Origin of the sequence: Exiguobacterium sp. s161, assembly GCF_018619045.1 — a bacterium.
GTDB classification, from domain to species: Bacteria; Bacillota; Bacilli; order Exiguobacteriales; family Exiguobacteriaceae; genus Exiguobacterium_A; species Exiguobacterium_A indicum.
Genome location: NZ_JACSNH010000003.1, coordinates 302,062 through 326,421, shown reverse-complemented (window position 1 = coordinate 326,421; position 24,360 = coordinate 302,062). Strand labels below are relative to the sequence as shown.

At 47.9% G+C, this 24,360-nt stretch carries 22 protein-coding genes; 12 read left to right on the top strand and 10 right to left on the bottom strand.

Annotation, left to right across the window (positions count from 1 at the left end; genetic code table 11):
- Positions 1-226 precede the first annotated feature (226 nt).
- A complete protein-coding gene (locus KNQ14_RS11220; protein ID WP_023467658.1) occupies positions 227-1,162 on the top strand; it encodes a magnesium transporter CorA family protein in 936 nt (311 codons plus the stop codon).
- Positions 1,163-1,234: 72 nt separating this feature from the next.
- On the opposite strand, the gene KNQ14_RS11215 is transcribed toward KNQ14_RS11220, so the two are convergent.
- Entirely contained in the window at positions 1,235-2,338 is a 1,104-nt protein-coding gene (locus tag KNQ14_RS11215) for a PP2C family protein-serine/threonine phosphatase (protein ID WP_058712912.1), read from the bottom strand.
- 126 nt (positions 2,339-2,464) lie between these two features.
- On the opposite strand from KNQ14_RS11215, the gene ytzI reads away from it, so the two are divergent.
- Both ytzI and KNQ14_RS11205 read left to right on the top strand, forming a co-directional pair.
- A complete protein-coding gene (gene ytzI / locus KNQ14_RS11210; RefSeq protein ID WP_023467656.1) occupies positions 2,465-2,638 on the top strand; it encodes a YtzI protein in 174 nt (57 codons plus the stop codon).
- A 134-nt stretch (positions 2,639-2,772) separates the two neighbouring features.
- Positions 2,773-3,324 (top strand): hypothetical protein, encoded by a 552-nt coding sequence (locus KNQ14_RS11205; RefSeq protein WP_023467655.1) that lies wholly within the window; start codon positions 2,773-2,775, stop codon positions 3,322-3,324.
- A gap of 52 nt (positions 3,325-3,376) precedes the next feature.
- Here KNQ14_RS11205 and KNQ14_RS11200 read toward each other — a convergent pair whose 3' ends face one another.
- A complete protein-coding gene (locus tag KNQ14_RS11200; protein ID WP_081637419.1) occupies positions 3,377-3,961 on the bottom strand; it encodes a YdcF family protein in 585 nt (194 codons plus the stop codon).
- 360 nt (positions 3,962-4,321) lie between these two features.
- Entirely contained in the window at positions 4,322-5,146 is an 825-nt protein-coding gene (locus tag KNQ14_RS11195; protein WP_035398221.1) for an endonuclease I family protein, read from the bottom strand.
- 337 nt (positions 5,147-5,483) lie between these two features.
- On the opposite strand from KNQ14_RS11195, the gene amyS reads away from it, so the two are divergent.
- Complete coding sequence (amyS, locus tag KNQ14_RS11190) at positions 5,484-7,025, top strand: alpha-amylase (RefSeq protein ID WP_214861039.1); 1,542 nt, start codon at positions 5,484-5,486, stop codon at positions 7,023-7,025.
- 45 nt (positions 7,026-7,070) lie between these two features.
- On the opposite strand, the gene KNQ14_RS11185 is transcribed toward amyS, so the two are convergent.
- A complete protein-coding gene (locus KNQ14_RS11185; protein ID WP_023467651.1) occupies positions 7,071-7,685 on the bottom strand; it encodes an NAD(P)-dependent oxidoreductase in 615 nt (204 codons plus the stop codon).
- Positions 7,686-7,866: 181 nt separating this feature from the next.
- On the opposite strand from KNQ14_RS11185, the gene KNQ14_RS11180 reads away from it, so the two are divergent.
- From KNQ14_RS11180 to KNQ14_RS11155, 6 genes are all read left to right on the top strand, one after another.
- Positions 7,867-8,559 carry a hypothetical protein gene (locus tag KNQ14_RS11180; RefSeq protein ID WP_214861037.1) on the top strand — a complete coding sequence of 231 codons (693 nt, stop codon included), beginning with the start codon at positions 7,867-7,869 and terminating at the stop codon, positions 8,557-8,559.
- Between the two features lie 17 nt (positions 8,560-8,576).
- Entirely contained in the window at positions 8,577-9,500 is a 924-nt protein-coding gene (locus tag KNQ14_RS11175; protein WP_029341157.1) for an AAA family ATPase, read from the top strand.
- A gap of 6 nt (positions 9,501-9,506) precedes the next feature.
- Positions 9,507-10,574, top strand: a complete 1,068-nt coding sequence (locus tag KNQ14_RS11170) for a DUF58 domain-containing protein (protein WP_214861035.1) — start codon at positions 9,507-9,509, stop codon at positions 10,572-10,574.
- Positions 10,575-10,602: 28 nt separating this feature from the next.
- Positions 10,603-11,463: an ABC transporter permease subunit gene (locus KNQ14_RS11165; protein WP_023467647.1), complete on the top strand. Its 861-nt coding sequence runs from the start codon at positions 10,603-10,605 to the stop codon at positions 11,461-11,463.
- A complete protein-coding gene (locus KNQ14_RS11160; protein WP_214861033.1) occupies positions 11,463-12,491 on the top strand; it encodes an ABC transporter permease in 1,029 nt (342 codons plus the stop codon). Before KNQ14_RS11165 ends, KNQ14_RS11160 begins: the two co-directional genes overlap by 1 nt.
- Positions 12,492-12,604: 113 nt before the next feature.
- Positions 12,605-13,777, top strand: coding sequence for an MFS transporter (locus KNQ14_RS11155; RefSeq protein WP_214861031.1), 1,173 nt, complete (start codon positions 12,605-12,607; stop codon positions 13,775-13,777).
- Positions 13,778-13,829: 52 nt separating this feature from the next.
- On the opposite strand, the gene KNQ14_RS11150 is transcribed toward KNQ14_RS11155, so the two are convergent.
- The 5 genes from KNQ14_RS11150 to KNQ14_RS11130 all read right to left on the bottom strand — a co-directional run bounded on the left by KNQ14_RS11150 (position 13,830) and on the right by KNQ14_RS11130 (position 20,910).
- Entirely contained in the window at positions 13,830-14,936 is a 1,107-nt protein-coding gene (locus tag KNQ14_RS11150; protein WP_214747711.1) for an MFS transporter, read from the bottom strand.
- A 148-nt stretch (positions 14,937-15,084) separates the two neighbouring features.
- A complete protein-coding gene (locus KNQ14_RS11145; RefSeq protein WP_214747708.1) occupies positions 15,085-17,640 on the bottom strand; it encodes a sensor histidine kinase in 2,556 nt (851 codons plus the stop codon).
- A gap of 209 nt (positions 17,641-17,849) precedes the next feature.
- A complete protein-coding gene (locus tag KNQ14_RS11140; RefSeq protein WP_214861027.1) occupies positions 17,850-18,302 on the bottom strand; it encodes a hypothetical protein in 453 nt (150 codons plus the stop codon).
- A gap of 71 nt (positions 18,303-18,373) precedes the next feature.
- Positions 18,374-18,793 carry a hypothetical protein gene (locus KNQ14_RS11135; RefSeq protein ID WP_023467641.1) on the bottom strand — a complete coding sequence of 140 codons (420 nt, stop codon included), beginning with the start codon at positions 18,791-18,793 and terminating at the stop codon, positions 18,374-18,376.
- Positions 18,793-20,910 (bottom strand): DNA topoisomerase III, encoded by a 2,118-nt coding sequence (locus KNQ14_RS11130; RefSeq protein ID WP_214861025.1) that lies wholly within the window; start codon positions 20,908-20,910, stop codon positions 18,793-18,795. The genes KNQ14_RS11135 and KNQ14_RS11130 overlap by 1 nt, the downstream gene beginning before the upstream one ends.
- 44 nt (positions 20,911-20,954) lie before the next feature.
- Between KNQ14_RS11130 and KNQ14_RS11125 the strand changes: the two genes are divergently transcribed.
- Positions 20,955-21,851: a DMT family transporter gene (locus KNQ14_RS11125; protein ID WP_023467639.1), complete on the top strand. Its 897-nt coding sequence runs from the start codon at positions 20,955-20,957 to the stop codon at positions 21,849-21,851.
- A gap of 46 nt (positions 21,852-21,897) precedes the next feature.
- On the opposite strand, the gene KNQ14_RS11120 is transcribed toward KNQ14_RS11125, so the two are convergent.
- The gene (locus tag KNQ14_RS11120; RefSeq protein ID WP_214861023.1) at positions 21,898-23,358 is read right to left on the bottom strand and encodes an MDR family MFS transporter; all 1,461 of its coding nucleotides are present in this window, start codon (positions 23,356-23,358) and stop codon (positions 21,898-21,900) included.
- A 145-nt stretch (positions 23,359-23,503) separates the two neighbouring features.
- Between KNQ14_RS11120 and KNQ14_RS11115 the strand changes: the two genes are divergently transcribed.
- On the top strand, positions 23,504-24,319 hold the full coding sequence (locus KNQ14_RS11115; RefSeq protein WP_047390919.1) for an SDR family NAD(P)-dependent oxidoreductase: 816 nt from the start codon (positions 23,504-23,506) through the stop codon (positions 24,317-24,319).
- Positions 24,320-24,360: the final 41 nt, after the last annotated feature.

Sequence of the window (24,360 nt, the reverse complement as noted above, 5' to 3'; positions counted from 1 at the left end):
ATTTTGTGTGGTAACTCTATTCTACACGAGGTCGTTATGGGTTTTTTTGTGTTTTCAGCTAGGTGTTGCACTTAATATTACAATTCGTCATTAAAAAAAGGCATGTCTTCCCCTCCTCTGTTTTCATCTTATCACTAATCTTCGTAAAAAAAAATCGGAGAATCATTTACACGCCATCGTTTCTATTTCTATAATGAGACAGTGAAGAGCAGGAGGGATAGACAATATGTTGACGATTTATCGAAGCGATGTCACCGGGGCAGTCAACGAGATACAGGAGTTCACGAAGGGTTCCTGGATCCATCTTGTCAATCCGACAAAGGACGAAGCCGACCAAGTCATCGCTGCTACGAATATTCCAGAGGATTTCATTTATGACCCTTTGGACGTGGAAGAAAAACCACGTTTTGAAAAAGATGAAGAAGGTCTACTGATGATCGTCGACGTTCCCTACATCGAAGAAGAATCATCAGGACGCCGTTATAATACGATTCCGCTCGGTATCATCGTGACATCCCGTCATTTCATCACCGTTTGTTCGCAACAGCTCGATGTCCTGACGTTATTCTCGAGTGGTAAGTTGCGAGGATTCCGGACGAATTACCGATCGCGCTTCGTATTCCAGATTCTCTATAAAGTCAGTTCCTCGTATTTACGTTTCCTACGTCAAATCGATCGTCGTATGGACGAACTTGAGGAAGAACTTCAACGTTCGATGCGAAATCAAGAAATCTTTCAATTGATGAACCTTCAAAAATCATTGGTCTATTTCATGACGTCCTTGAAATCGAACGATGGTGTGCTCGACCGAATCATTAAGACTCCGAGTCTTGAGAAACATGAAGATGATGAAGATTTACTGGAAGACGTCTTCGTCGAACACCGACAAGCGATGGAGATGGCTCAAATCTATAAAGACATCATCAGTTCGACGATGGATACGTTTGGTTCTGTCATCTCGAACAACGTCAACTTCGTCATGAAGTTCCTTGCCTCGATTACGATTGTCATCTCGATTCCGACGATGATTTCCGGGATGTTCGGGATGAACGTCCACGTTCCATGGGAAGGAGAAGTCATCGGATTCTGGATTGTTTTCGGTATGATGATTTTCTTCTCAGGCCTTGCAGCATTTATCCTATGGCGTAGAAGGTTTTTCTAGACCTTGTATGGTTTCATACAAAAAAGACTAGGTAGCGGAAGTATCTGCTACCTAGTCTTTTTCTATTGCGCTTTAGTTAATCTCGACTGTCACGAGACAAAGGTCATCCGCTTCATCGCTCTGATCTGGTTGAATCAACTGATGGATATTCGGTCCTTGTTGTTCAATCAAGTTTTGAATAGCGTGGATCCCTTCATCAATACCTTTACTGTAGAGTTCCATGAAACCGTCCGTATAGAGGTAAACACATCCTGGTGAGACGATATCGATCGTCTTGCTCGTATAGGTCGAGTCTTCGAACATACCGACTGGAAGGCCCGTATTCTCAAGCGGAATGATTTGATCATTCATGCGTAACAAACCAGGTGGGTGCCCTGCGTTCGCATAGCTGAGCTTCATCTCATCTAGGTCGATGTAAAGGTAAACGGCAGTGAAATAGATTTCTGTCTCGTCTCCCGGGAACAATCGACTCATCTGCTGATTCAATTCTTCAAGTACTTGTGCTGGATCACCAATTCGGTGCACGAGTTCAAATAAGATCGAACTCATCCCCATCGTGATCAGCGCAGAAGAGACACCGTGTCCCATGACGTCAAACAAGATGATGCCATATTTATTCTGAGAGATGCGATACCAGGCATACATATCTCCCGCTAATTTCTTAGACGGGATATACGTCGCCATGATGCGGATCTCATCGTCTTCGATATTCGCACTGAGCACACTCTGTTGCAGTTTTTGCGCCAAATCAAAGTCTTCCTGTAATACTTTTTCATAGCGTTTTCGCGCATCGATTGCTTGCTTCAGACCGATCGCATTACGAACTCGCGCGAGCAATTCCGTTTTTCGGATCGGTTTCGTCGTATAATCGGATGCCCCTGCATTCAGTCCATCAACGATATCTTCTTCGTTTGATCGCCCGGAAACGATCAGAATCGGTAATTCATCAAGACCAAACCGTTTTCGAATCAAACGTGTCGCCTCGATTCCACTGATCCCCGGCATTTCGACGTCGAGGAGAACGACGTCCAACTGTTCGATGAATAACGGATCATCCATTAATTCGATTGCTTCTTCCCCACTCATCGCCTTGACGACGTCATAGCCTTCATTTTCTAACAATCGCTCTAGGAGCATTAAATTCGTTAACTCATCATCTACGACCAAAATACTCATACGCCGTCACCTCGTTCCGTTTAACATGTTTATCTGACATCAGTTTAGCACACAACCTACAATTTCGTTTAGACGGAAGCTGCGTTTTCCGTCATACTAGAAAGTGAACGAAAGGAGGAGTGGACTATGTGGTTATATGTCGTCTCCATTCTCATCATCGTATTCGTCTTGGTCGCCTCGATCATCGTCATTTCGAAAGGATATGGCTACAAAGGCAACAAAGATGATATCGAAATCGATTATGATGAAATCAACCGAAAACTTCGTCACGAAAATGATGATGATTCATCCAACAAATGAACCTCTTAGACCATCATATCACGATGGTCTTTTTTATATTCATTTCAAATACATGTTATTTTTAAATGTTTTTTATTCACTCACAAGGGTATATCCATATCATGGTTAAATATTATCTCAAGGGAGTGTTCATCATGGAACCGAAGCTTCAACATGATCCACACGCAGCACACGCAGAACATCCGAATCGCCAGTTCGATCAGGAAGAATCATCAGGTCGTCAAATCAATCTCGTCACAGGGATGTTGCTCGGTGCCCTTGTCGGCGGTCTATTGACGCTACTTAGTTCTTCGTCTCGCCAAAATACGAAACAGAGTTTACGGGGGGCGAAAGATTCCGTCTCTACCCTCGCTTCTTCTATTAAGGAAGATCCGTCAGGTAAAGCATCACAAGTCATCAATCAAGTGAAGAGTGCTTCAAGCATCATTCAAGAAGTCGCATCTGACGTTCAAAATGTCTATGACAAAGTGAACACAGAGCTTGAAACGGTGAAATCAGATGCCTCGACGGTGAAAGAGACAGTAAATGAGACGAAAGGTGACTTGAATGCAATCAGCAATAAAGTCGTCGAAGCGAAGGATGTCGCACTCGGCAAAGAAGAACCACCTGCTGAGCATGATGCTTCCGACAAACAAGCAAATGATTCTCAATCTTCCGAGGAAAAACATAAAGGTGAAGGCATCTAATCATTCAATGCACTTCTTCTTTCGCCCCGACATGTTCAGCATGTCGGGGTTTTTAGCGTAGGAATTGAACAACAATCGCAACGCGTTCGCGCATTCCGAATCGAAGGACTCCTGAAAGTGGCGTCTCAGCCGGAATCGCATCCGTCTGTAAACCAAGTTGCTGTGCTTCTTTTCGAGCACGGTATAAGTGGAAATCCGACGTGACGATTGAGACGCGTCGGACGTCCTTTGGCAACAACGCTTTTGAAAACTTTAGATTTTCTGTCGTTGATGTCGAGTCGGCTTCAAGGATCAATCGCTCTTCAGCAATCCCGGACGCCATCATTCCGCGTCGCATCGCTTCTGCTTCCGAAATATCTTCATCCGGACCTTGTCCACCACTTAAGATGAAGCGGACTTCTGAATGTTTTTTCCCATATGCCGCAGCTGCCTGAATCCGGTTATGTAGGATTTGCGAAGGTTTTTCTCCTTTGACACCAGCGCCGAGGACGATGACATACGGTGACGTTCCATCAGCGAGTGGTCGCTCCCCTTTGTTGACGAAAATACCGACACTGTACCAGAAGGCGACACAAGCGACGAGCCCCCCACCGACCATCCATTTGATGTTTCGCTTGTTAAACGTGCGTTTGATCATACCGTACGACCTCTCTACTAAAAAATAACTTACGGTAGGCAATACGAATGGTTATCCGAAAAAGTTTCAGCACAACAGGTTCGGACTCCATGAAAAGAGGCTGACTCAAAAAAGAATGACGCGTCTTTTCACGCCCTTTCCTCAGGCGAGACACAAGCCCGTTTTCCTGCTTCATTCAAGCAGGAAAGCGGGTCTTATTTGTCTCTGACAGCGCAAAGATGCGCTTTGTCCTGTAGAAGTTGCGTGAAACGCGTCATTCTTTTTGTTACAAGATAGGGGTGGCAGATCATCATTCTGCCACCCCTATCTTTGTAGAGACTGACTGTTGAGTCAGCCCCTTTCCTATTTACTGACTCGTCATCAATTTCCCCAAATTGATGTTACGTATTCCGGATGATCGATGAATGGATTCCGGTTTTTTTGCCACTTCTCAAAGATGACATCGTTGCGACGTTTCTCGAAGCTATCGACTGGGTCAAGCTTATTCCATGCTTTCAGCGTCGACAATTTGCCATGTAACGGGTTCGTACCATTATTGACGTTTTCTGAGGCTTCGAGATCGATTTCTCCGCCACCTTCATAACGAACCGCCATGTAGAAAATCATCCGCGCGATGTCACCTTTGACACGGTTCGGTGGTTCCCACGAATCGCCATCACGGTAGCAATCGCAACCACTGTATTTCGTACCGCCATTGTCGAAGTCAAGATTCCCACGTGCACTGTTGACGACGACGTCTTCCGGACGCAAGTGATGCAAGTCTGTTCCAGGACCGTTCGTCGTACCAAAGTCACCGTGCGACTTTGCCCAGACATGTTCACGATTCCATTGACCGACATTCCCACCGTTGTTACTTTTCGCAATCGATTTTCCCGTGTATAACTCGATGACGTTATTCGCATTATTTGGATCTTGATCCGTTTCTTTCAGTGCTGTCCATACCGTGTCGTATGACACTTGTGTATGGTTGTCGATGATATCGTGCAGCGATGCCTTCAACGCTGCCCCTGTCTTCCCCGCTGCTGGTAGATAGTACGCATCGATCGTCGATTGTGACGTGACCATCTGCGGACCTGCTGAAACTTGTTTTGGATCAACTGTTTTTGCTGTGACCGGTGTAAATACGATTGACCCGAGTGCAAGTGTTGCGGCAAGCGCACCTGTGACCTTTGACTTCCAGTTCATGTGTGTTCCCCCTTAAATGGTATGTATGAGAGCTGGTGTTACACGCTCATTTTCACACCGAATCCATTCCTGGTGGAAGATGGACGATAGACCTGCTTTTTTAAAGGTGAGTCGTCGTTCAGAATATTCATCGAAAGGCAACGGTTAGATGGTCCTGATTTTTTTCATTCATGACGTTAATCTCATCAAAATAATTCTTCAGAAGAAATATTCTAGGGTCAAAAGTCACGAACAAAAGAGACTTACAAATAAGAATCCGGGACGATATTCCTCCTGTCTGAAGCTTCCCTATAATAAATAATGCAAGCGCTTTCACAAATCATAAGGAGGTCTTTACGTGAAACAAAAAAGATGGATTTTAGCAACCGTCGCATCCGCTGCTTTTTTAGCGCCACTTGCGCAACCGATTGCAGTCGGCGCAACGGCAGACAACGGAACGATGATGCAGTATTTCGAATGGTATGTGCCAAATGACGGTAACCATTGGAACCGTCTCGGGAGTGACGCAACAAAGCTTGATCAGCTCGGAATCACATCGGTCTGGATTCCCCCTGCTTACAAAGGTACCTCGCAAAATGATGTCGGATACGGCGCCTACGATCTATACGATTTAGGTGAGTTCAATCAAAAAGGAACGGTCCGTACGAAATACGGCACAAAGGCGCAATTAAAAACGGCGATCGGACAATTGCATACCGCTGGAATCGATGTCTATGGTGATGTCGTCATGAACCATAAAGGTGGCGCCGATTTCACGGAAGCCGTCACGGTAGTCGAAGTCAACCCGGGTAACCGTAATCAAGAAGTCTCTGGCGATTATCAAATCCAGGCATGGACGGGTTTCAATTTTGCAGCACGAAATAACCTCTACTCGAACTTCAAGTGGAAATGGTACCACTTCGACGGCACGGACTGGGATCAATCACGTTCTAAGAGTGCCATCTACAAGTTCCGCGGTACCGGTAAAGCGTGGGATACGGATGTCTCAACTGAAAATGGCAACTACGATTACTTGATGTATGCGGATCTCGACTTCGATCATCCAGAAGTCCAGCAAGAAATGAAGAACTGGGGTAAATGGTACGTCAACGAACTTGGTCTTGATGGGTTCCGTCTCGATGCCGTCAAGCATATCAAACACGGTTACTTAGCGGACTGGCTCGCGAATGTTCGTCAGACGACGGGCAAACCATTGTTTACAGTCGCAGAGTACTGGCAGAACGATCTCGGCACGTTGCAAAACTACTTAAGCCGGACGAATTATCAACAATCCGTCTTTGATGCACCGCTTCATTATAAGTTCGAACAGGCAAGTAAAGGCGGCGGGTATTTCGACATGCGGACGATCTTTGATGGTACTCTCGTCAAGAGCAATCCAGTCCAAGCCGTCACACTCGTAGAGAACCATGATTCGCAGCCTGGACAATCGCTTGAATCAACGGTTCAGTCATGGTTCAAACCGCTTGCTTACGCGATGATTCTGACACGCGAACAAGGCTATCCGTCGGTCTTCTATGGTGACTACTATGGTACAAAGGGTACGTCGAATCGCGAAATTCCAGCACTCGCTTCGAAGATTGATCCGTTACTTAAAGCACGGAAGGACTTCGCGTTCGGGAAACAAAATGATTACCTCGATAACCAAGACATCATCGGTTGGACACGTGAAGGTGTCTCAGACCGTGCGAAATCAGGTCTTGCGACGATTCTGTCAGATGGTCCTGGCGGTAGCAAGTGGATGTACGTCGGGCTTCAGAACAAAGGAGAAGTTTGGACAGACATCACTGGAAACAACACGAAGTCGGTCACGATCAATCAAGATGGCTACGGTCAATTCTTCGTCAATGGTGGTTCAGTCTCCGTCTATCGTCAACAATAAGCAATCAAAAAAGACTCTTCCGTATATGGGAGAGTCCTTTTTTCTTCATTCTGCTAAACCGACACTCGATTTGATATGATCTTCTGTCTCGATTGCCTGTAAGAGGAAATGCGCCACATCTGCGCGATTGATTTGTTTCGCATCTTCCGGTACACCTGTATCTGCTTGACGATAAAGCCCCGTCAACGGACCGTTCAGTAAACGGAGTGGTCGGGCCACCGTATAGTTCAAATCCGCTTGTTGCAAAAGCGCGATCGCTTGGCGGTGATCCTTCAGTGGATTTTTCAGAATCCGCTGAGCGAGCATCCCTTGTACACCCGGTAATTCATCATCAACACCGGCAGACGCAACATAACCGATCCGGTCTACCCCCTGTTTTTTCATCGCTGTCACAATCCGGACGAGACTCCGTTCTAAAAAGCCGCTGTATGCAAGACTCTCAGTGCCAAGAGCCGTCAGGACAGCCTCTTGCCCGGCAACAGCAGCCGTCACCGCTTCTTGATCGAGCACGTCGCCTTTAACGACGTGTAACCGTTCGTCACGTAGTGTCAGTTTTTCCGGACTACGGACGAACGCTGTGACCTCATGCCCGTGATCAATCGCTTGCTTGACCAGTTCTTGCCCCGTTTGACCCGTCGCTCCAAAAATAATCAATTTCATACAAAACACCCTTTCTCTTTCAACAACCACTGATTCCATCATACCCTCACCACTTGAAAATGAATCGTCTCACCTTGTCTTTATTTTCAGAAAATTGTTTTTATTTGTTAAGCGTGTATGCTAAAATCTTCCTAAGTACATATGGATATTTTTTCCTTAAAAACAGGAAGGAGGATCGCTTGTGTTACGGCAACGCTTTATCATGTCGCTTGGTGTCATTTTGATTGGTCTGTTCTTGTTTCAAACCGTCACGACGTACGTCTATACGCATTACATCATGCCGGATCCTGTTAAGCCCGTCTCAGAAGAACATCTTGCTGAAGGAGTACCTGAAAAAAAACAAAATGACGCAATCATCATGTCGAAACGTATTACTCGAAAAGAATTAGACAAAATCGAACGTATTCCTCGCCCGAAAGAAATATGGAAATCACTCAAAGCAAATGTATCTGACTCTCCACTTTCTTATCTGCAATACATCATTTTAATCAGCTTGTTTAGTTTCATGGTCTGGAAACTCGTTCAGTCGCGCCGCGTGAAAAAACGGCGCAGGTCTACAGGAGAGGTAACGGATGACGTTCCATTCGCTCAATCAATCTTTCGTCCTGCTTCTTTAAGAAAATCACCTTACCTATATGCATCGTATTCGTCTTCACGTGTCCGTGATCTCGTCATTCGTTTTGAGCATCAGTTACCGCGCAGTCAGCAACGTCGTCCGAACGAAACGCTTGAAGACTGGTTACGTCGGATTGAAGTCGCTGTCGATTTTCAGTTATATCGGGATATCCGCTACGGTGACATGTCGGAAACAATCGTCACGGACGATGAGATTTTACGCTTCGAACAACAACTAGCACGCTACTCAACCATTTGACCTTGGAGGGATTTCCTATGAAACTACAACAATTAAAAGACCAACTCAATTCCATCTATCTCGGTAAACCGGACGTCATCGATCTCTGTCTGACGGCACTCATCGCTGAAGGACACATTCTCCTTGAAGACGTACCGGGAACAGGGAAAACGATGCTCGCCAAAGCGCTCGCTCAGAGCTTCGAGAGTGCCTTTTCGCGGATCCAGTTCACGGCGGATCTTCTCCCATCAGACGTCATTGGTTCAGACTTCTTCAATTTAAAGACGCAAGAGTTCGAGAATAAACGCGGTCCCTTGTTTGCGAACGTCGTCTTGATCGATGAGATCAATCGTGCCGTTCCGCGGACACAATCGGCACTGCTTGAAGCGATGGAAGAGCGTCAGGTCTCGATTGGTGGAACGACCTATCAGATGCCAGCCCCATTCTTTGTCATCGCGACACAAAACCCGATCGAATCGGCAGGAACGTTCCCACTACCGGACGCCCAACTCGACCGGTTCATGGTCGCAATTGAAGTCGGTTATCCGGATTTCGAGAACGAACGGCGCTTATTGTCTGAGATTCTGACGAACGTCCGTCGGTCAGCTGTCGGCATCGCGTCAGGTGGTGACTTGATTTCCTGGCAGGAAGAGGCACGCCGCGTCCATGCATCACAAGACGTGCTCGATTACTTGCTCCATATCGTCCAAGCGACACGAAACCATGAACTCATTGAAGTCGGCGTCAGTCCGCGTGGAGCGATTGCATTACTTCGCGCCTCGCAAAGCTACGCGTTCTTGAATCAACGCGACTTCATCATCCCGGAAGATATCAAATATCTTGCAAAACACGTCCTATCCCATCGCCTGACACTGACACTCGAAGGTGGAATCAAGACGACGAAAGCGGCTGTTTTGACGCATATTCTGGACGACGTGCCGGTTCCGGTCGAGATGGGGTGACGAATCATGCAGATTGAACGTTCCGTCCCGTTTTGGCTTGAACGCCGACTTTTTCCACTGTACGTCACGATGACGTTCATCTTTCTCTTCATTCCGCGTCTTTCCGTCCTCGGTTTTCTGTTCGCAGCTTTGGCGACGATTCATTTCGTCGTCGGGCGAACAGAAAAGCAGCTCCGACGGGATGTCGCAATCGAATGGAAACATTATGAATCATTGATGTTCAACCAGGAGAAGACGTCGCTCCATTTGCAAGTCTTCGGCGTCGAATCCTTGAGTCAACTCGGACTCGAAGCGACACTTCGTTTGCACACGGATGGCGGAGTCATTTTCCCGGAGATGGACCCACTACATCCGGCGACGTTTCATGCAGTAATTGACTCTGAAGAGGCAGTGACGATCCCGATTCAGACGGTTCGCCGCGGACCAGCCGAGTTCGATGAGATCATCTTGACGATTCGCCTGCCCTGGAAGATGGGCGTTTATCTCTTTACGTTCGATACATATCCGTCGTTTACAGTCTTACCGTCCTTGACAGCGCAAGCGACGCCGCTTCTCTTACAGCGTTTACGAATCGGTGATCGACCGGACCGTTACTCACCGCTCAAGAACAAACTGGTTCAACTCGGTGCAAAACCTTATACGGCGGAACCGTCAAAAGAGATCGATTGGTATGCGACGGCGAAGACCGGTCGCTTGCAGGCAAAAGTATTCGAAACGAGCAATCAAGATACGTTTACGATTGCCTTGAACTTATCTGCCCCGAGCGGTTACGGACTCCACCAACAATTTGAGACGTTCATCGAACAAGCGGCATTCCTGATCAGTGAATTAATCAAGGAGGGCTGTAAGATTGAACTGTTCTTGAATCGACTCGACGGAGCAAACCGGATGACACATCTCTCGTTACAAGAAGGACAACCGCAATTAAAACATGTCCTGATGACCCTTTCGACGGTCTCGACGCGCGATTCGTTCATCGCGACGCAACAGTTCGAACGCTACGTACTGCGCCGGAAACATATGAACAGTCAGTTGATCCAAATTGGCAATGACCGGATCCTCGCCATCGGATGAGGATCCAAAGAAAGGAGTTTTTCGCCTCATGGTGTTTATCGCCCGAAAATCAATTCAGCTTATCGTGGCATTTTTTGTCTTGATTGCGATCAGCGCCCTTCCGGCGCTTGTCGCGCAAATGAAATTCAACCCAGCAAGCTACTGGGAAGGTCTGAAGCAACAATTTGCTCAATTAACGAAACTTGATGAGATTACCTATTTCAACGTAACCGCTCAAAAGGAATTCTTGTTGCTTCCTACCATCAGTCCATTCATTAAAGAGACGTTGATTATCTTTACGACAGCTATGCTGGTCTCCGCTGTGTGTGCGATTTTTTATGCTTATTTGTTTTATCGGAGTGGTCGCAAAACACGCATGATGCTGAAACAAACGACTCGGACGCTTGAGATGGTTCCGGATCTGTTCTGGATCATTCTTTCGCAATTCCTTGTCCTCTATCTGTTTAAAACGACCGGGTATGACAAAATCGAAATTGCGGGATCCTATGCTGAGTACATTCGTTTTTTACCGATTCTTACGCTAACGTTGACAACACTATTCTTCTTCATCAAATGGTTAACGACGCAAGTACTCGAACAGGAAGCTGCTCCTTTCCTTGAACTCGCACGGGCTAAAGGCATTCGTCCTGCCGCTCTTTTCTGGAAACATTTGATTCCGACAATGATCTATCGGTTTTATCTGTTTTTCCGAGCGAACATCATTACGGTCTTATCGAGTCTCGTGATCATTGAATACACGTTCGAAGTGCAAGGTATGTTCCGGTTCGTCTTTTATAATGGACAAATGCCGATTTTGATGGTCATCTTGTTCTTAATCTATCTGCCGATTTTCATCATTGATTTGTTGGCAGAATGGCTTATTCCTAACGCCTGGAAAGGGGGGATTTGATGCGTCGTACTTTGATGCGAGATCCTGTCTTCTGGCTATGTTTATTTTTACTCACTGGTTTACTGCTCCTTAGTTTTGGAAATACGATCTTCCGTGATGGTCAAGTCGATCAAATCTCGAACCGGTATGCTGAAGACGGTACGTTCCTTGCGACGTCACCACTAAAACCGTCAAGTGATCAATGGCTCGGTACAGACCGCTCTGGCTATGACCTCTTTCAATTGATGATTGAAGGATTTAAATGGACAGCCGGTATTTGTATGATTGTTGCGCTCGGTCGAATGTTTCTTTCGCTAGTGATTGCGATTCCGCTAGCTTTTAGAAGTGCTCGCGTCAATCGATACTTAAAACTTATTCTTGATGGATTTTTAGTTTTACCGCTCTCTCTTGTCGCGTTGCTCATTTTGCTTCCATCACTTACGTTCTTTGATTCGACTGCTATCCCACCACTTTTTGATCGTGTATCGTTTGAATTGATTGTCTTGATTTTGCTTGGTCTCCCCTCTTTATCGCTTTATCTGATTGCTGAGACCCGCCAGTTACTTAGTCAAGAGTTCATGATTGTCGCACAGACGCTTGGTGGCAGTCCGTGGCATAGGTTCAGACGCCATATTTGGCCACATCTTGTTCCAACGTTGACAATCGTTTTTATGCAACAGTTCATCCAAACGTTGATGTTACTCGTCCACTTATCGCTCTTTGATATTTTCTTTGCAGGAACAGTTAATTTACATGTAGGAACTGCTCCAACGATCTTTGAATGGTCGTCGATGTTTGGCTATTACTACAATCAGTTTTCGGCGACGTCGTGGCTCAACCATATGTTCCTCGTTCCACTAATTGGACTAGCATTAGTCGTCTTTTTCAGCAATCTATTCATGAGTCGACTCGAACGGGCTTTCCGATTCCGCCAGCAACTAAAACCAATCAAGCTATCGGCATCTCGTGCTCAAGACGAAGCTGCCGCGACGTCGATGGTTGATCCCTTTACACCCGTTGCACTGAAATCTCATCACGATTCTGATTGACAATCCATTTTTTTCCTCTTACACTAAAAAAAACACGAAATGAGGGCGTCCAATGTAAGTCATTCTGAATTTTCACTCCTAATTAAATACGTACGATATGGAGGTCATTCAGAATGAACCGGTTTACGCTTTTATTGGTCAGTCAATGGATTGCGAATGCGGGAGATGCGCTCTATATCGTCTCCCTGATCGCGATGATCTATCAAACGACAGGGCAAGCGAGTCTCGCTGCCCTGTTTCCCGTTCTCGTCACAGCAGGCATGACAGGAAGCGGCTTCTTATTCGCCCAAGTCGCTCAACGTGTTCCCCATGCCTCCTTGTTGTTCGGCAGTCAACTCCTCAAGACGATTCTCTTAGGCGTCATCTGGGGGTTTGATCTACCACTGCCGCTCGTCCTCGCGCTCGTTGGGTGTATTGCCTTCTTCGACGGATTTGCTCGTCCGATCGAAAGTGCCTTCATCCCTCGACTGTGTCAGGATGTCCAAAAAGCTAACAGTCTCGTACAAGGTTCGAATCAAGTGATTCAGCTCATCATGTGGCCGCTTGGTGCCATTCTGGTCAGCTGGTTATCGCCGCTTTCCGTCTTGTCCGTCTCGGCTGGTCTGTTTTTAGGTGCGAGTCTCATCAGTTATCTGTTCTATCGAAGCGTCCGCTCTCTACCCGACCCTTCGATGGAAGGGGAAGACGTTTCCTTCCGGTCGAGTATTCGCTACACGCGAACGCATCCTTTCGCGAAAGCCAACACGTATCTCGTCGGAATCGATGCGTTCGTCAGTACGGCTTGGATTTCTGCTCTGTTCCTCGTCTACATCGATACACATTTCCAGCTATCGGAACGCTGGTGGGGCATTCTAAATGCCTTCTATCTGCTGAGCATGATCGCCGGTAGTTACATGATGTTACGTCGTCGTGGAACGCGTTCGTTGCTTTATCGTAGTATCGGCTTTTCGATTGTTGCGACCTTCTTGTTTGCTTTCGCTCCAATCGTCACACTTGCCGTGATCGCTTGTCTGATCCAAGGGTTTGCGAGTCAAGTCCGGGCGATTGAGCTGAATACGTTGTTGCAAAAGACGACACCACTCGAACGGTTACCGTATGTCTATAGCGTGCAACAAACCGTTTATGCACTCTGTTTCTGCCTCGGCAGTCTATTGTTCGGATGGCTTGCCGATTTGTTTGCGATCGAGCTTGTCTATGCGCTCGCAGGAGCCCTCTCTTTGTTGATGTGGCAACCGGCTCGCCAGGTATTGGCACGTTCCTCTCAGGAGCAACGACACGTGTCGTAATAAATGACAGTCAAAAGGACAAAGGTCAATGCACCTTTGTCCTTTTTTTGATTCAGTTCTGACGCGTTCGCGTCACACTATACAACAGAAGCAATATAAGTGAGACGAGACCGAGCGCAGCATAGGTCATCTGAAGCGAGAAGACACGTTCGACGAAGACGAATAGCGTACCGGTTCCAAGCACAGCTAAACGTTCAATGACTGAGATCAGCGACGTAAACGTTGCGCGTCCATTTGTCGGCGCAACATCTTGGATGACAGTGGTCACATAAGGCTCAGCCCAGCCATAGCACAAGTACAGCATACCGAGTAAACCGATACTGACGAGCGGAGAGGCAACCGACAATCCGGCAAGACACACGATATAGATCATCGCCCATCCGACGGGCGATCGGAACCGAGATAAGGACGCACCAATCGCCTGCATGATTTGGAATAACACGAAGACGAATCCGAAATGGACCATCGGTATCGTTTGATCCCGTAGATAGAGTTGCCAAAACTCATCAACGAAATCAATCGTCGCCCCGTATAACAAGACAAGACAAAGAATTCGGACGTAGACGCGTCGAAACGAAAAACCGTTTAGCAATGTCTTCAACGAACTCGTCTCTCCGTCTTGTTCTCGCGATGCTTCCTTTAAGAAAAACGTCAGGAGTACTGTTCCGAGCAAAACCCACCAAGACACGTGATAGTGCCAGATCAAGTCTACCGATCGCACGGCGTAACTCCCGACGAGTGCCGCAAGTCCAGACGTCAACAAACCACCGATTGAAATCACTCGCCAGACCGTCTCGAATCGCTCTTCTCTCCTATGCATGCGCAATGTTTCATAGACGTGGGCTTCAAGCGCTCCACTAAGTGCTGCGCTACCAATGCCAGCAAGGGCCATCGCCAAGAGGAAAGCAGGTAATGAGTAGGCTTCAAGCAACACCGTAAACGATAACCACTCACATACGAAACCAGCCAGAATGAACGGCTTTCTACCCCACCGGTCGGATAACAAACCGAACGGGATCTCACCAATCAACATGACCCAAGCAAAGACGATTTCTGCGATGACGACGTCGGCAATACTCATTCCTCGGTCTTCCCAGTAAAAACGTTCAATCACATATGCTGGAATGAACGAACTACTGGCTTCAATCAGGATCCACAAAATGAGTGATCGTCGGACTTAACATGGCCACCTGCTTCGCCGCATCTCCTCACTTCCTTTCTGTTTGATAGTAATCCGTTCCCGTTTTGCAAAGGAAACCAACAAAAAAACGCCCTTTGATTGAAAAAATCAAAGAACGCTTTTGACATTAACAGTCCTCTGCCGATTCTGTGACCGGTACGACGGACTGGACGATCGGTAGTTCGACGATGAACGCTGAACCGACACCCTCCGTTGATTCGACATGAATCATTCCTTCATGCGAACGAACGATTTCCTGACAAATCGCAAGACCAAGACCGGTACCGCCGATTTTTCGACTATCCGAGTTATCAACACGGTAGAACTTACTGAACAGTTGTGGTAACGCATGACGCGGAATGCCGATTCCCTCATCTTCGATCTTCAGCTGGACACGATCTTCGACTTGACGCATCGTGATCGTGATTTGACCACCATCCGGTGAATACTTGATTGCATTGTTGATCAGGTTCGTGAACAGCTGACGCATTTTTTGTTCGTCAGCATGAATCCGCCCCGTCGTCGTTTCTTCAAAATCAAGGACTAGCTCGTGATCTTTTGCCGAAGCGGTATGGAACTCGACCGTTTCCTGAATGACTTTCGTCAGATCAAGCGGTTTAAAGTCATACTGTTGCTGACTCGATTCCATGCGCTGGACATCGAGGAAGTCGTTGACGAGGTTCGTCAACCGTTCGGTTTCTGCATGAATCGTCTCGAGATACCGTTGACGTTTTGATTCCTGGACGTCGCGCGCGAGCATCAATTCCGTATAGCCGTAAATCGAGGCAAGCGGTGTCCGTAACTCATGCGATACGGTCGAGACGAATTCCGATTTCATCCGGTCGATCGCCGTCTCTGCCGTCACGTCACGTAAGACGAGCATCGTACCGCGGAAACAACCACCGTAATGGATTTCCTCTGCATATAACGTGACGAATCGCTCTTCCTTGTTTAAGGACAATGCCAAGCTCTCCGTCGGAATTTCCTGACTGCAGACATGATCCATGTAGGTTAAGAACGCCTCATGTTGATCAACCTGTACTGCCAACTCTTCGATTTTGACGTCGAGCGTCATCAATCCTTCTTCCGCCACTTGATCGTGCGCCGGATGATGGAATAAAGCGAGCAATGGTTTATTAGCAAAAATCGTTTCTCCTTCGATATAGATGACCGCTTCCCGAATCGAATGGAGAAGTTTTGACGTCTTTTCCCGTTCTCGTTCGACTTCTTCGAAGACGCGCATCCGGAGCAAGGAGAGTGCCAATTGACGGGAGAACGACCAGATTTCGTTCGTCTGCTCTTCCGTAAAGGCATCCCGGTAACGGACGAGATAAATGCTTGCAATCATCGTGTTCGTCGCTGGATCCATCACCGGTACGACGATTTCGTACATCGTGTACGGATATGGGAGCGGATGATGACTCGCGACTTGTTTCGTCGAGCGAACAGCTCGCTTGTTTTGACGTGTGCGTTCGAGTAATGACGTCGAAGCATGTAATAACTGGTGCTCCTGAGCTGCCGTCATTCCGTAAGAGACGAGATCCGTATAGCGGTCTTGCTCTAAGAAGACGATTGCTCCGAGCTCCGCATCGGTAATCGTGATCAATTTTTCGATGATCGCTGGATACGCCGTCAACGTTTCACGAGACGCGAGTGTCTCGGTCAACTCATTGCGATAACGCAAATGCGTCTCGTTACGCAACGTGATGTCGAGTGCTTCTTCGAGCTCTTCCTGTTGCGATTGAAGCTCTTCTTGCTGGGCAATTAATTCTTCCTGTTGACTTTGTAGTTCGTCGTTACTTGCGACGAGTTGATGTTTTTGCCCGGAAATGGCGGCTGCCATCTGGTTGAACGTCGTCGTCAATTCACCGATCTCATCTTGACGATTCGTGATGACGATTGGTGTCGCATCCTCACCTTTAGCGAGTCGTCCACTTTCCCGGTTCAACTGACGCAACTGACGCGTCAAGCGGCGGACGAATGGTCGGACGAAAACGAGAGTAATCAATAAGAGGATTGCGATATTGACTGCTCCGAGAATTTGCGACGAGTTGACTTGTTTACCAAGCCGCTCTTGCGCTGCCATCTCTTGATCGTTTAAGGAATTACGATATTTTGTGAAGACCGTCTCCATATCAACGATACTTGAACTCATATCAGCCGCACTCTTCGTCTTGATGTTAAACTTCCGCTGTGGATCGAGTGGTTTTGATTTTGTGACCTTTCCAAGCGTCGGCATCTTCAAGAACGGTTCCGTCACTTTGCCGTCTTTTTTCGCCGCGACATAATTGACGAGGCTCGGCATGACGCGTTGGGTATACGCTGTATAGAGTTCCCGTGCGTCCGTTGCATACTGCCGTTCTTCTTTGAAGCGTGCATTGCGCTCGAACCATGTCGTTTGTTGATTGATGCCATTTTTCTTTGCTTCGATTTCTTTTAACATCTCTTCGTCACCAAGCAAGACGAAGCCACGCATCTCGTACTGCATGCTTTGCCATGATTCGTACAAATCCGTCGCCCGTGTCCGATGTTCGTTTAACATCTTTAACTCTTGGCGTGATTCATCCACCTGTTGTTTCGTATATAGGTAGACACCACCTGTCGTTAGCAGCAGTGTCAGAAAAATCACATAAAACGCAGACATGATTTGCCGTCCAATCGTTCGATTCAGCCATGTTTTCATTAAAGGAATTCAACTCCTTTCCCTTTATCTTTCTCCAGCAATAAAGGTATTCCCGTCCATTCATTGTAAACTTTTTTCAACCGATACACAGCATTCTGCTCAAAAAGATTTCAATTTCATACAACTTTAATCTAAATCGTTGTATATGACAATTAGATGTCACGATTCGATCGTTTTCAACAAAAAAAGAGCCCCTCAGGACCCTTTTTTTAATGATGATGGTGATGGCTATGGCTATGGCTCTGGACCGGCTGTTCATCCGCTAAATGATCCGCATCCAAAATACCGAGCCGTAAGTACTGAGCGATGACTTGTTTTTTCGTCGTTTCGGAAATTTGATCCGTTCCTTGGACGAGCCTTAAGATGCCAGTCGCAATCCGAAACGGTTCGAGATTCGTCTTTTCGACCGGAAAACTTGTCAACGTTTCTAAGTAAGCGACGTAATTCAGTGCATCCGATTCATCCGGACTGACGAGACGCGCCGCATGCTCGCGCAGTTGTTGCGTCAATGAATTCGTTGAGATTCCCTTTAAGGCTGCAGAGATGACTCCAAACAGAATGAACCCGATGATGAGAACAAAAAATCCGACCATGAAAATCGGCATGCCCGAGAAGAAGCCATCGCCTCCCAGTTCGCTTTCCATGAATGCTACTGTGAACATAGTGAACCCTCCAAATGAATAGAATGATGACGATCACTTATCCTACGTCATCCTCTTCAAGGAAGTTTCACTTAGTTAGGTAGTTTTTGCAAATCAGCTTGGAACCAGTCTTCAACGAAGAAGCGTTCCGTCTCCGTCTCGATTTGATATGAATACAACACTTCGAAGTCGCCCTCCGTCAGCATCGGTAACGTCAATTCGCGTACGAGTTGGCGTAATTCTTCTGTCAGCTCAGCTTCGTAGCGGATGAATCCATCTTCCCGGTGCTCGACTTCCGTCAAATACGGAAGCAGGATATGTTTGCCGAATGATTGTGGATCATCGATCACTTCCGCTGTCACACCAAACAGTTCTTCTGCTTCTTCGACCAGTCCTTCTGCCGACTGTACCTCAATGTGGTCCGGAAACCAGACCGTCAAGCGGCGACCTTCCTGTAACAGTCGTTCAAAGACAGGACGAAACGTTTGATTTTGAATCAGTTCGTATTGCATCAGTCTTCTCCTTTCGTGAATTCGAATTTTAATTGATCGCGTTCGAGATAAAGCATCGCCTTGAACTGACGCGCGTTCTTCTTCATCTCAAGTGGCTTTGTCTTTTGACCTGCGAGTACTTTTTTGACTTCCGTTTGTGTCAATTTGGCACCAAGGATCGTTTTCGGTAACGTAAAGCCACAGTTATTCTTCTGATAGCCGCTGCAGCCATAGAATTTCCCTCGATCAAGTACCGCTGATTGACACAGTGGGCACGGACCGACTGGACGATTCGTCGCACTCCGCGGAGACTTGCTTTTGACTTGCGTCGGATCAACGGCGAGTTGTTCAATTCGTTGTTTGGCATCGACGACGAGATGCTCTGATAATTTTTTTGCCTGTTCGATGAACTGGGCGGCAGATGCTTCCCCTTTCCCGATTTGCTCGAGACGGCTCTCCCACTTCGCTGTCATCTCTGGTGAAGCAAGAATACTCCCCGTCACGGCATCGATCAAGATCCGACCTTTTGGCGTCGGATGAATCTCCTTTTTGACGAGTTTGATGTACTCCCGCCGTTTTAGTCCATCGATGATCCCGGCACGGGTCGCTTCCGTCCCGAGTCCCTCGACTTCCTTCATGATCGCTTGTAGCTCATCTTCGAGTAATTTGCCAGCTGTTTTCATGCCGAGGATGAGTGTCCCTTCCGTATAGCGTTTCGGCGGCTCCGTTTGTTTCTCAAGCAGACGACAGCCTTTGATCGGCACCTCTTGTCCTTGTTCGACGGCTGGTAATTCGACTTCCTTTGACTCGATTTGTAAAACCTGTTTAAAGCCCGGATCAATCGTCCGACTGCCGCGTGTCAAAAAACGGTCCATCTCACGCATCGTCACGATTTCCGTTTTCTCCGAGACAGCGTCCGGTGCAAAGGCAGCAAGAAAACGGCGAACGATTAAGTCGTAGACTTGCGCATCTCGTCCGGAGAGCTTCGCGACGGCACCCGCTTCTTCTGTTGGAATGATCGCATAGTGATCGCTGACCTTTGCCGGATTGACGTAGCGCTTATCGTTAACCGGATTGTTCGTCAGGACATCCTTGATTGGACTATATTCCGCTTGCTTCAGTAACCGATCAAGAATGACCGGGAACTGTCCTGCCTCCTCTTTCGTCACGAAGGAAGAGTCCGTTCGCGGATAACTGATCCAACCACGGATATAGAGTTTTTGCGCGATATCGAGCGTCTCTTTTGCACCGAGACCAAACCGTCGGCTCGCTTCTGTTTGTAAGAGCGATAAACTGAACCAAAACGGTGGTCGTTCCGTCTGCCGCTTTTTCTCGATTGATGCGACGACTCCGGTTCCTTTCGTCCGATTCACGATCGCTTGTGCCTGGTCCCGGTCACTCAGCTTCGTCTGTTTCTTCGCATTGATGTATTTTCCTTTGTATCGCGTAAAATCCGCCTCGACTTCGTAGTACGTCTCCGGTCGGAAGTTCTCGATCTGTTTTTCCCGTTCGACGATCAGTGCGAGCGTCGGTGTCTGGACCCGTCCGAGGGAAAAGACGTCGGCGATGCCCTTCTTCTTCAGTAACGTCGTATACGCACGGGACGCATTCATCCCGATCAACCAATCGGCGCAAGCGCGACTCATCGCCTCGTGAAAAATGTTCTCCGTTTCCTTGCCATCGAGCAGGTTCGCAAAACCATGGTCAACGGCTTGAGGCGTCAGACTCGAAATCCAGAGTCGTTGCAACGGTTTTGCGTTGTTCGCGAGACGTAAGATCAATCGGACGATTGCCTCTCCCTCTCGCTCGGCATCCGATGCTATAATGATGGAAGTCGTCGTCCGCTCATTCAATAATTTCTTGATGACCTGGTATGGTTTACTCTTGCCTTTTGCCAGTCGGTAATCAAATCGTTCCGGGATGATCGGCAGATGATCGTAGTTCCATCGTTTCCATTTGGCGTCATAATGCGCTGGCTCCTGCAGTTCACATAAGTGTCCGACCGCATAAGCGAGTTTTGCTCCTTGCGGAAACCGGTCACATGGTTTGATTTCAATGTAGCCGTCCCGCTTCACCGATGGATACGGAGCTGCCAGTTTTTCCGCTTGTTTTGGTTTTTCAGCAATGATCAATTGCACACGCTTCACCCTCATTTCCTTACTTCAGACATGTGGAGGTACCCATGCCCTATTTTACGTTATTCATGGCTTTATTCTTTATTTCAACATCGGCAATCTTCGTCAAGTGGGCGGAGACACCGATCGAGGCTGTCGCCTTTTACCGCATGTTGTTCTCGACCTTGTTGTTGCTCCCGCTCATTCGATTGAAGGAACTGTTGCAACTCAGTTCGTCGACGATCCGGCATATGCTATTAAGTGGCATTTTGCTCGCCGGGCATTTTTGGCTGTGGTTCCTCTCTCTTGATTATACGACAGTTGCGAGCTCGACGCTCTTCGTGACCGCGAGTCCGATTTTTGTCCTGGCCGGTAACGCGTTATTCTTCAAACAACACCCGTCACGCAAGGCACTCCTGTTCGTTGCTGTCGCCCTATTTGGTGGCGGTCTCGTCGCTTATGGAGATATCGCTGTCGGCATGCGCGCCTTGATCGGGGACGGTCTTGCCTTGCTCGCAACGATTTTAGTCGCTGGTTACTGGTTGCTCGGTCAACACGTCCGCACGAGCGTCTCGACGAACCTCTATTCGTTCGGTGTCTACGCTGTCGCGTCGCTCGTCTTACTTTTGTTATCATTGATTCAATCAACGAATCTCGTTGCTGCGTTCCAACAGGATTGGTGGCTGTATATTCTTCTCGCCGTCTTCCCGACGTTACTCGGTCACAATTTATTCAACTGGGCGCTCGCTCGTGTCAGTGCCAGCATCGTCAGCATCACGATTCTTGGTGAAGCGGTCTGGGGGATGATTTTCGGATATTATCTGTTTGACGAGAAGTTGACGTGGATTCAAATCACTGGTGCTGCCTTACTGTTGATTGGGATCGGATTGTTCCTCCGACGCAATGAACGCGATATTCGCGAACAACTCGCCCAGCGTGAGAGTGCCACTAGTCAATCTTCTTAATGACAAAAGCGAACTAGGATGATCACCATCCTGGTTCGCTTTTTCATTACGATCGTGGATCGTCAGGTCGAACTTTCGGTAAACGCCATGTCATCGCAAACGCGAGAATGGCACAAAGAACGCCACCGATGAAGACGTAACGTAATCCATGTGATAACGCGATTTCTGCCGCATACTGCACATCCTGTCCGAACGTTTTTGCCGTACTCGATTGGAAGAATGGATCAATCGCGTACCCTGAGAGCGTGTCCGACGCTGAAAACGAACGAAGGATGGATAGGTTGAAAATCGTACCGAAGATCGCAACACCGAGCGTCTGTCCCGTCGTACTCAAGAACGAGTTGACGGCCGTCGCTGAGCCACGAAGTGACCAATCGACGGAAGTCTGCAGGACGACCATGAAGACGGGTTGTGAGAGACCAAAACCAATTCCGATCAGCGAAACGGCAAGATAGATGAAAACATCACTTGATTCGCGCGTGATCAACGATAAAATCACTGTACCGACGATCAGCAGTCCCATTCCTGTCATCGTCCGATACCGGGGTGAGGCGGCACCAATCGTCCGTCCACTGATAATGGCGGTCAGCGTCCAAAAAAGCGACAGTGGCATCAACATGAAACCAGCTTCGGTCGGACTCTTGCCGAGTACCCCTTGGGCAAAAATCGGAATATACGCTGACATCGAGACGAGTACCCAGGCGGAAAAGAAGACCGCTAAGTTGATCACGAGAATGACCGGATGGCGAATGACTGCTGGTGGTAAGAGTGGATCGCTCGCCTTCTTCTCGACCCGATAGAACGTGAACAATAAAACGAAACTAATGAAAAAGCTCGCTAGAATGCTTGGACGCAAGAACGTCTCCGATTCACTCCCCGACAATAAGCCGTACAGAAACGCACTCATCCCGAGCACAAACAATAACGCGCCCCGGTAATCGATTTTCCGCTCTGTTTCACGGACCGTCTCTTTGTAGTAAACGACGATCATGAAGAACGACAATAAGGCAAACGGTACGTTTAGTAAGAAAATATATCGCCACGAAAGCGATTCGACGAGGAACCCACCGACGAGTGGTCCAGCGACACCAGAGATCCCCCACACGGCACTGAGCACTCCTTGGATTTTCCCTCGTTCCTCATATGTATACAAATCACCGATGATCGTCATCGCGATCGGTAATACAGCTCCTGCCCCGATACCTTGGATGGCACGGAAGACGATCAACATCTCCATCGATTGAGCGAGTCCACAGGCTAACGAAGCGACGGTGAAGACGCCGATCCCGAATAACAGAACCCGTTTTCGACCATATAAATCTGCCATCTTTCCGTAAATCGGTGTTGATACCGCCATGAACAACAAGAATCCAGCAAAGATCCAACTGACTAATTTCGCCCCGTTCAATTCACTCGCCATGACAGGTGTTGCTGTTGCAACGATCGTCCCCTCGATCGCGGCTAAAAACGTCGCGAGCAACAAGGCGACGGTTACTTTTTTCCTCATCTGTTCCACTTCCCCTCTACTGTTCTATCATACTGGTTGGACCAGTGATAAGAAAAGTAAATGCTTACGAAACAGGATTCGCGGGAACGGTATGGAATGGTATACACTAGACTCAGATTCACGATTTCGAATGGAGGAATGTCCTATGTTACGAAAAACGGCACTGATTACCGGTGCATCGGGTGGAATCGGACTAGATCTCGCTGTCCTCGCGGCGCGAGATGGCTTCGATTGTGTACTCGTTGCCCGCAATGAGAAGAAATTGAAGGAGCTTCAACAGGTCCTTGAAAAACGCTACCAGATCAAAGTCTATGTATTCGCTGCTGATTTATCGCTAAGCGACAGCGTTGATCGTCTCGTGCAATACTTAGAGGAACAAGAATTGACGGTCGATCTATTGTTCAATAATGCCGGCTTCGCCACGTCGGGACGCTTTGCGGAAATCGATCCAACAGAAGACATTAACTCGATCCAGGTCAACGTCGTCGCCTTGACGGATTTGACGAAACGTCTCTTACCGGGAATGGTCGAACGTGGCTTCGGACGCATCCTGAATGTCGCGTCGGTCGCTGCCTTCATGCCAGGACCTTACATGAGTGTCTACTACGCAACGAAAGCCTATGTCCTGTCGTTCTCGGAAGCACTTGCGACAGAAGTCGACGGCTCGGGTGTCAGTGTGACTTGTCTCTGCCCGGGACCGACCGATACGAACTTCTTCGACCGGGCGAACATCACGCTACCGTTCAAGAGTATGCCGTCACACCTCGTCGCATTCGCCGGGTACCGTGGCATGCTCAAAGGACGCCGCGTCGTCGTTCCAGGTGCAAGCAACCGCGCCATGGTTTCCTTGTCTCGTCTCTTGCCACGCCGTCTCCTGACAGAAGTGACAGGTCGCATTCAAGACCCTGCCCGCCAGCAAGAATCCTCGACAGAAGAAGATCTCCTGTACGCGAATTCATGAAAAAAACGGAAGGACCAGATAGCTGGTTCTTCCGTTTTTGG

Bases quoted from the DNA above. Each gene is read 5' to 3' on its own strand.
- KNQ14_RS11155 (WP_214861031.1), top strand. From the start codon at position 12,605: ATGAACCGGTTTACGCTTTTATTGGTCAGTCAATGGATTGCGAATGCG.
- KNQ14_RS11195 (WP_035398221.1), bottom strand. From the start codon at position 5,146: ATGAACTGGAAGTCAAAGGTCACAGGTGCGCTTGCCGCAACACTTGCA.
- KNQ14_RS11170 (WP_214861035.1), top strand. From the start codon at position 9,507: ATGCAGATTGAACGTTCCGTCCCGTTTTGGCTTGAACGCCGACTTTTT.
- KNQ14_RS11175 (WP_029341157.1), top strand. From the start codon at position 8,577: ATGAAACTACAACAATTAAAAGACCAACTCAATTCCATCTATCTCGGT.
- KNQ14_RS11200 (WP_081637419.1), bottom strand. From the start codon at position 3,961: ATGATCAAACGCACGTTTAACAAGCGAAACATCAAATGGATGGTCGGT.
- KNQ14_RS11215 (WP_058712912.1), bottom strand. From the start codon at position 2,338: ATGAGTATTTTGGTCGTAGATGATGAGTTAACGAATTTAATGCTCCTA.
- KNQ14_RS11145 (WP_214747708.1), bottom strand. From the start codon at position 17,640: ATGAAAACATGGCTGAATCGAACGATTGGACGGCAAATCATGTCTGCG.
- KNQ14_RS11185 (WP_023467651.1), bottom strand. From the start codon at position 7,685: ATGAAATTGATTATTTTTGGAGCGACGGGTCAAACGGGGCAAGAACTG.
- KNQ14_RS11115 (WP_047390919.1), top strand. From the start codon at position 23,504: ATGTTACGAAAAACGGCACTGATTACCGGTGCATCGGGTGGAATCGGA.
- KNQ14_RS11120 (WP_214861023.1), bottom strand. From the start codon at position 23,358: ATGAGGAAAAAAGTAACCGTCGCCTTGTTGCTCGCGACGTTTTTAGCC.
- KNQ14_RS11220 (WP_023467658.1), top strand. From the start codon at position 227: ATGTTGACGATTTATCGAAGCGATGTCACCGGGGCAGTCAACGAGATA.
- KNQ14_RS11160 (WP_214861033.1), top strand. From the start codon at position 11,463: ATGCGTCGTACTTTGATGCGAGATCCTGTCTTCTGGCTATGTTTATTT.
- KNQ14_RS11165 (WP_023467647.1), top strand. From the start codon at position 10,603: ATGGTGTTTATCGCCCGAAAATCAATTCAGCTTATCGTGGCATTTTTT.
- KNQ14_RS11205 (WP_023467655.1), top strand. From the start codon at position 2,773: ATGGAACCGAAGCTTCAACATGATCCACACGCAGCACACGCAGAACAT.
- KNQ14_RS11135 (WP_023467641.1), bottom strand. From the start codon at position 18,793: ATGCAATACGAACTGATTCAAAATCAAACGTTTCGTCCTGTCTTTGAA.
- KNQ14_RS11125 (WP_023467639.1), top strand. From the start codon at position 20,955: ATGCCCTATTTTACGTTATTCATGGCTTTATTCTTTATTTCAACATCG.
- ytzI (WP_023467656.1), top strand. From the start codon at position 2,465: ATGTGGTTATATGTCGTCTCCATTCTCATCATCGTATTCGTCTTGGTC.
- KNQ14_RS11140 (WP_214861027.1), bottom strand. From the start codon at position 18,302: ATGTTCACAGTAGCATTCATGGAAAGCGAACTGGGAGGCGATGGCTTC.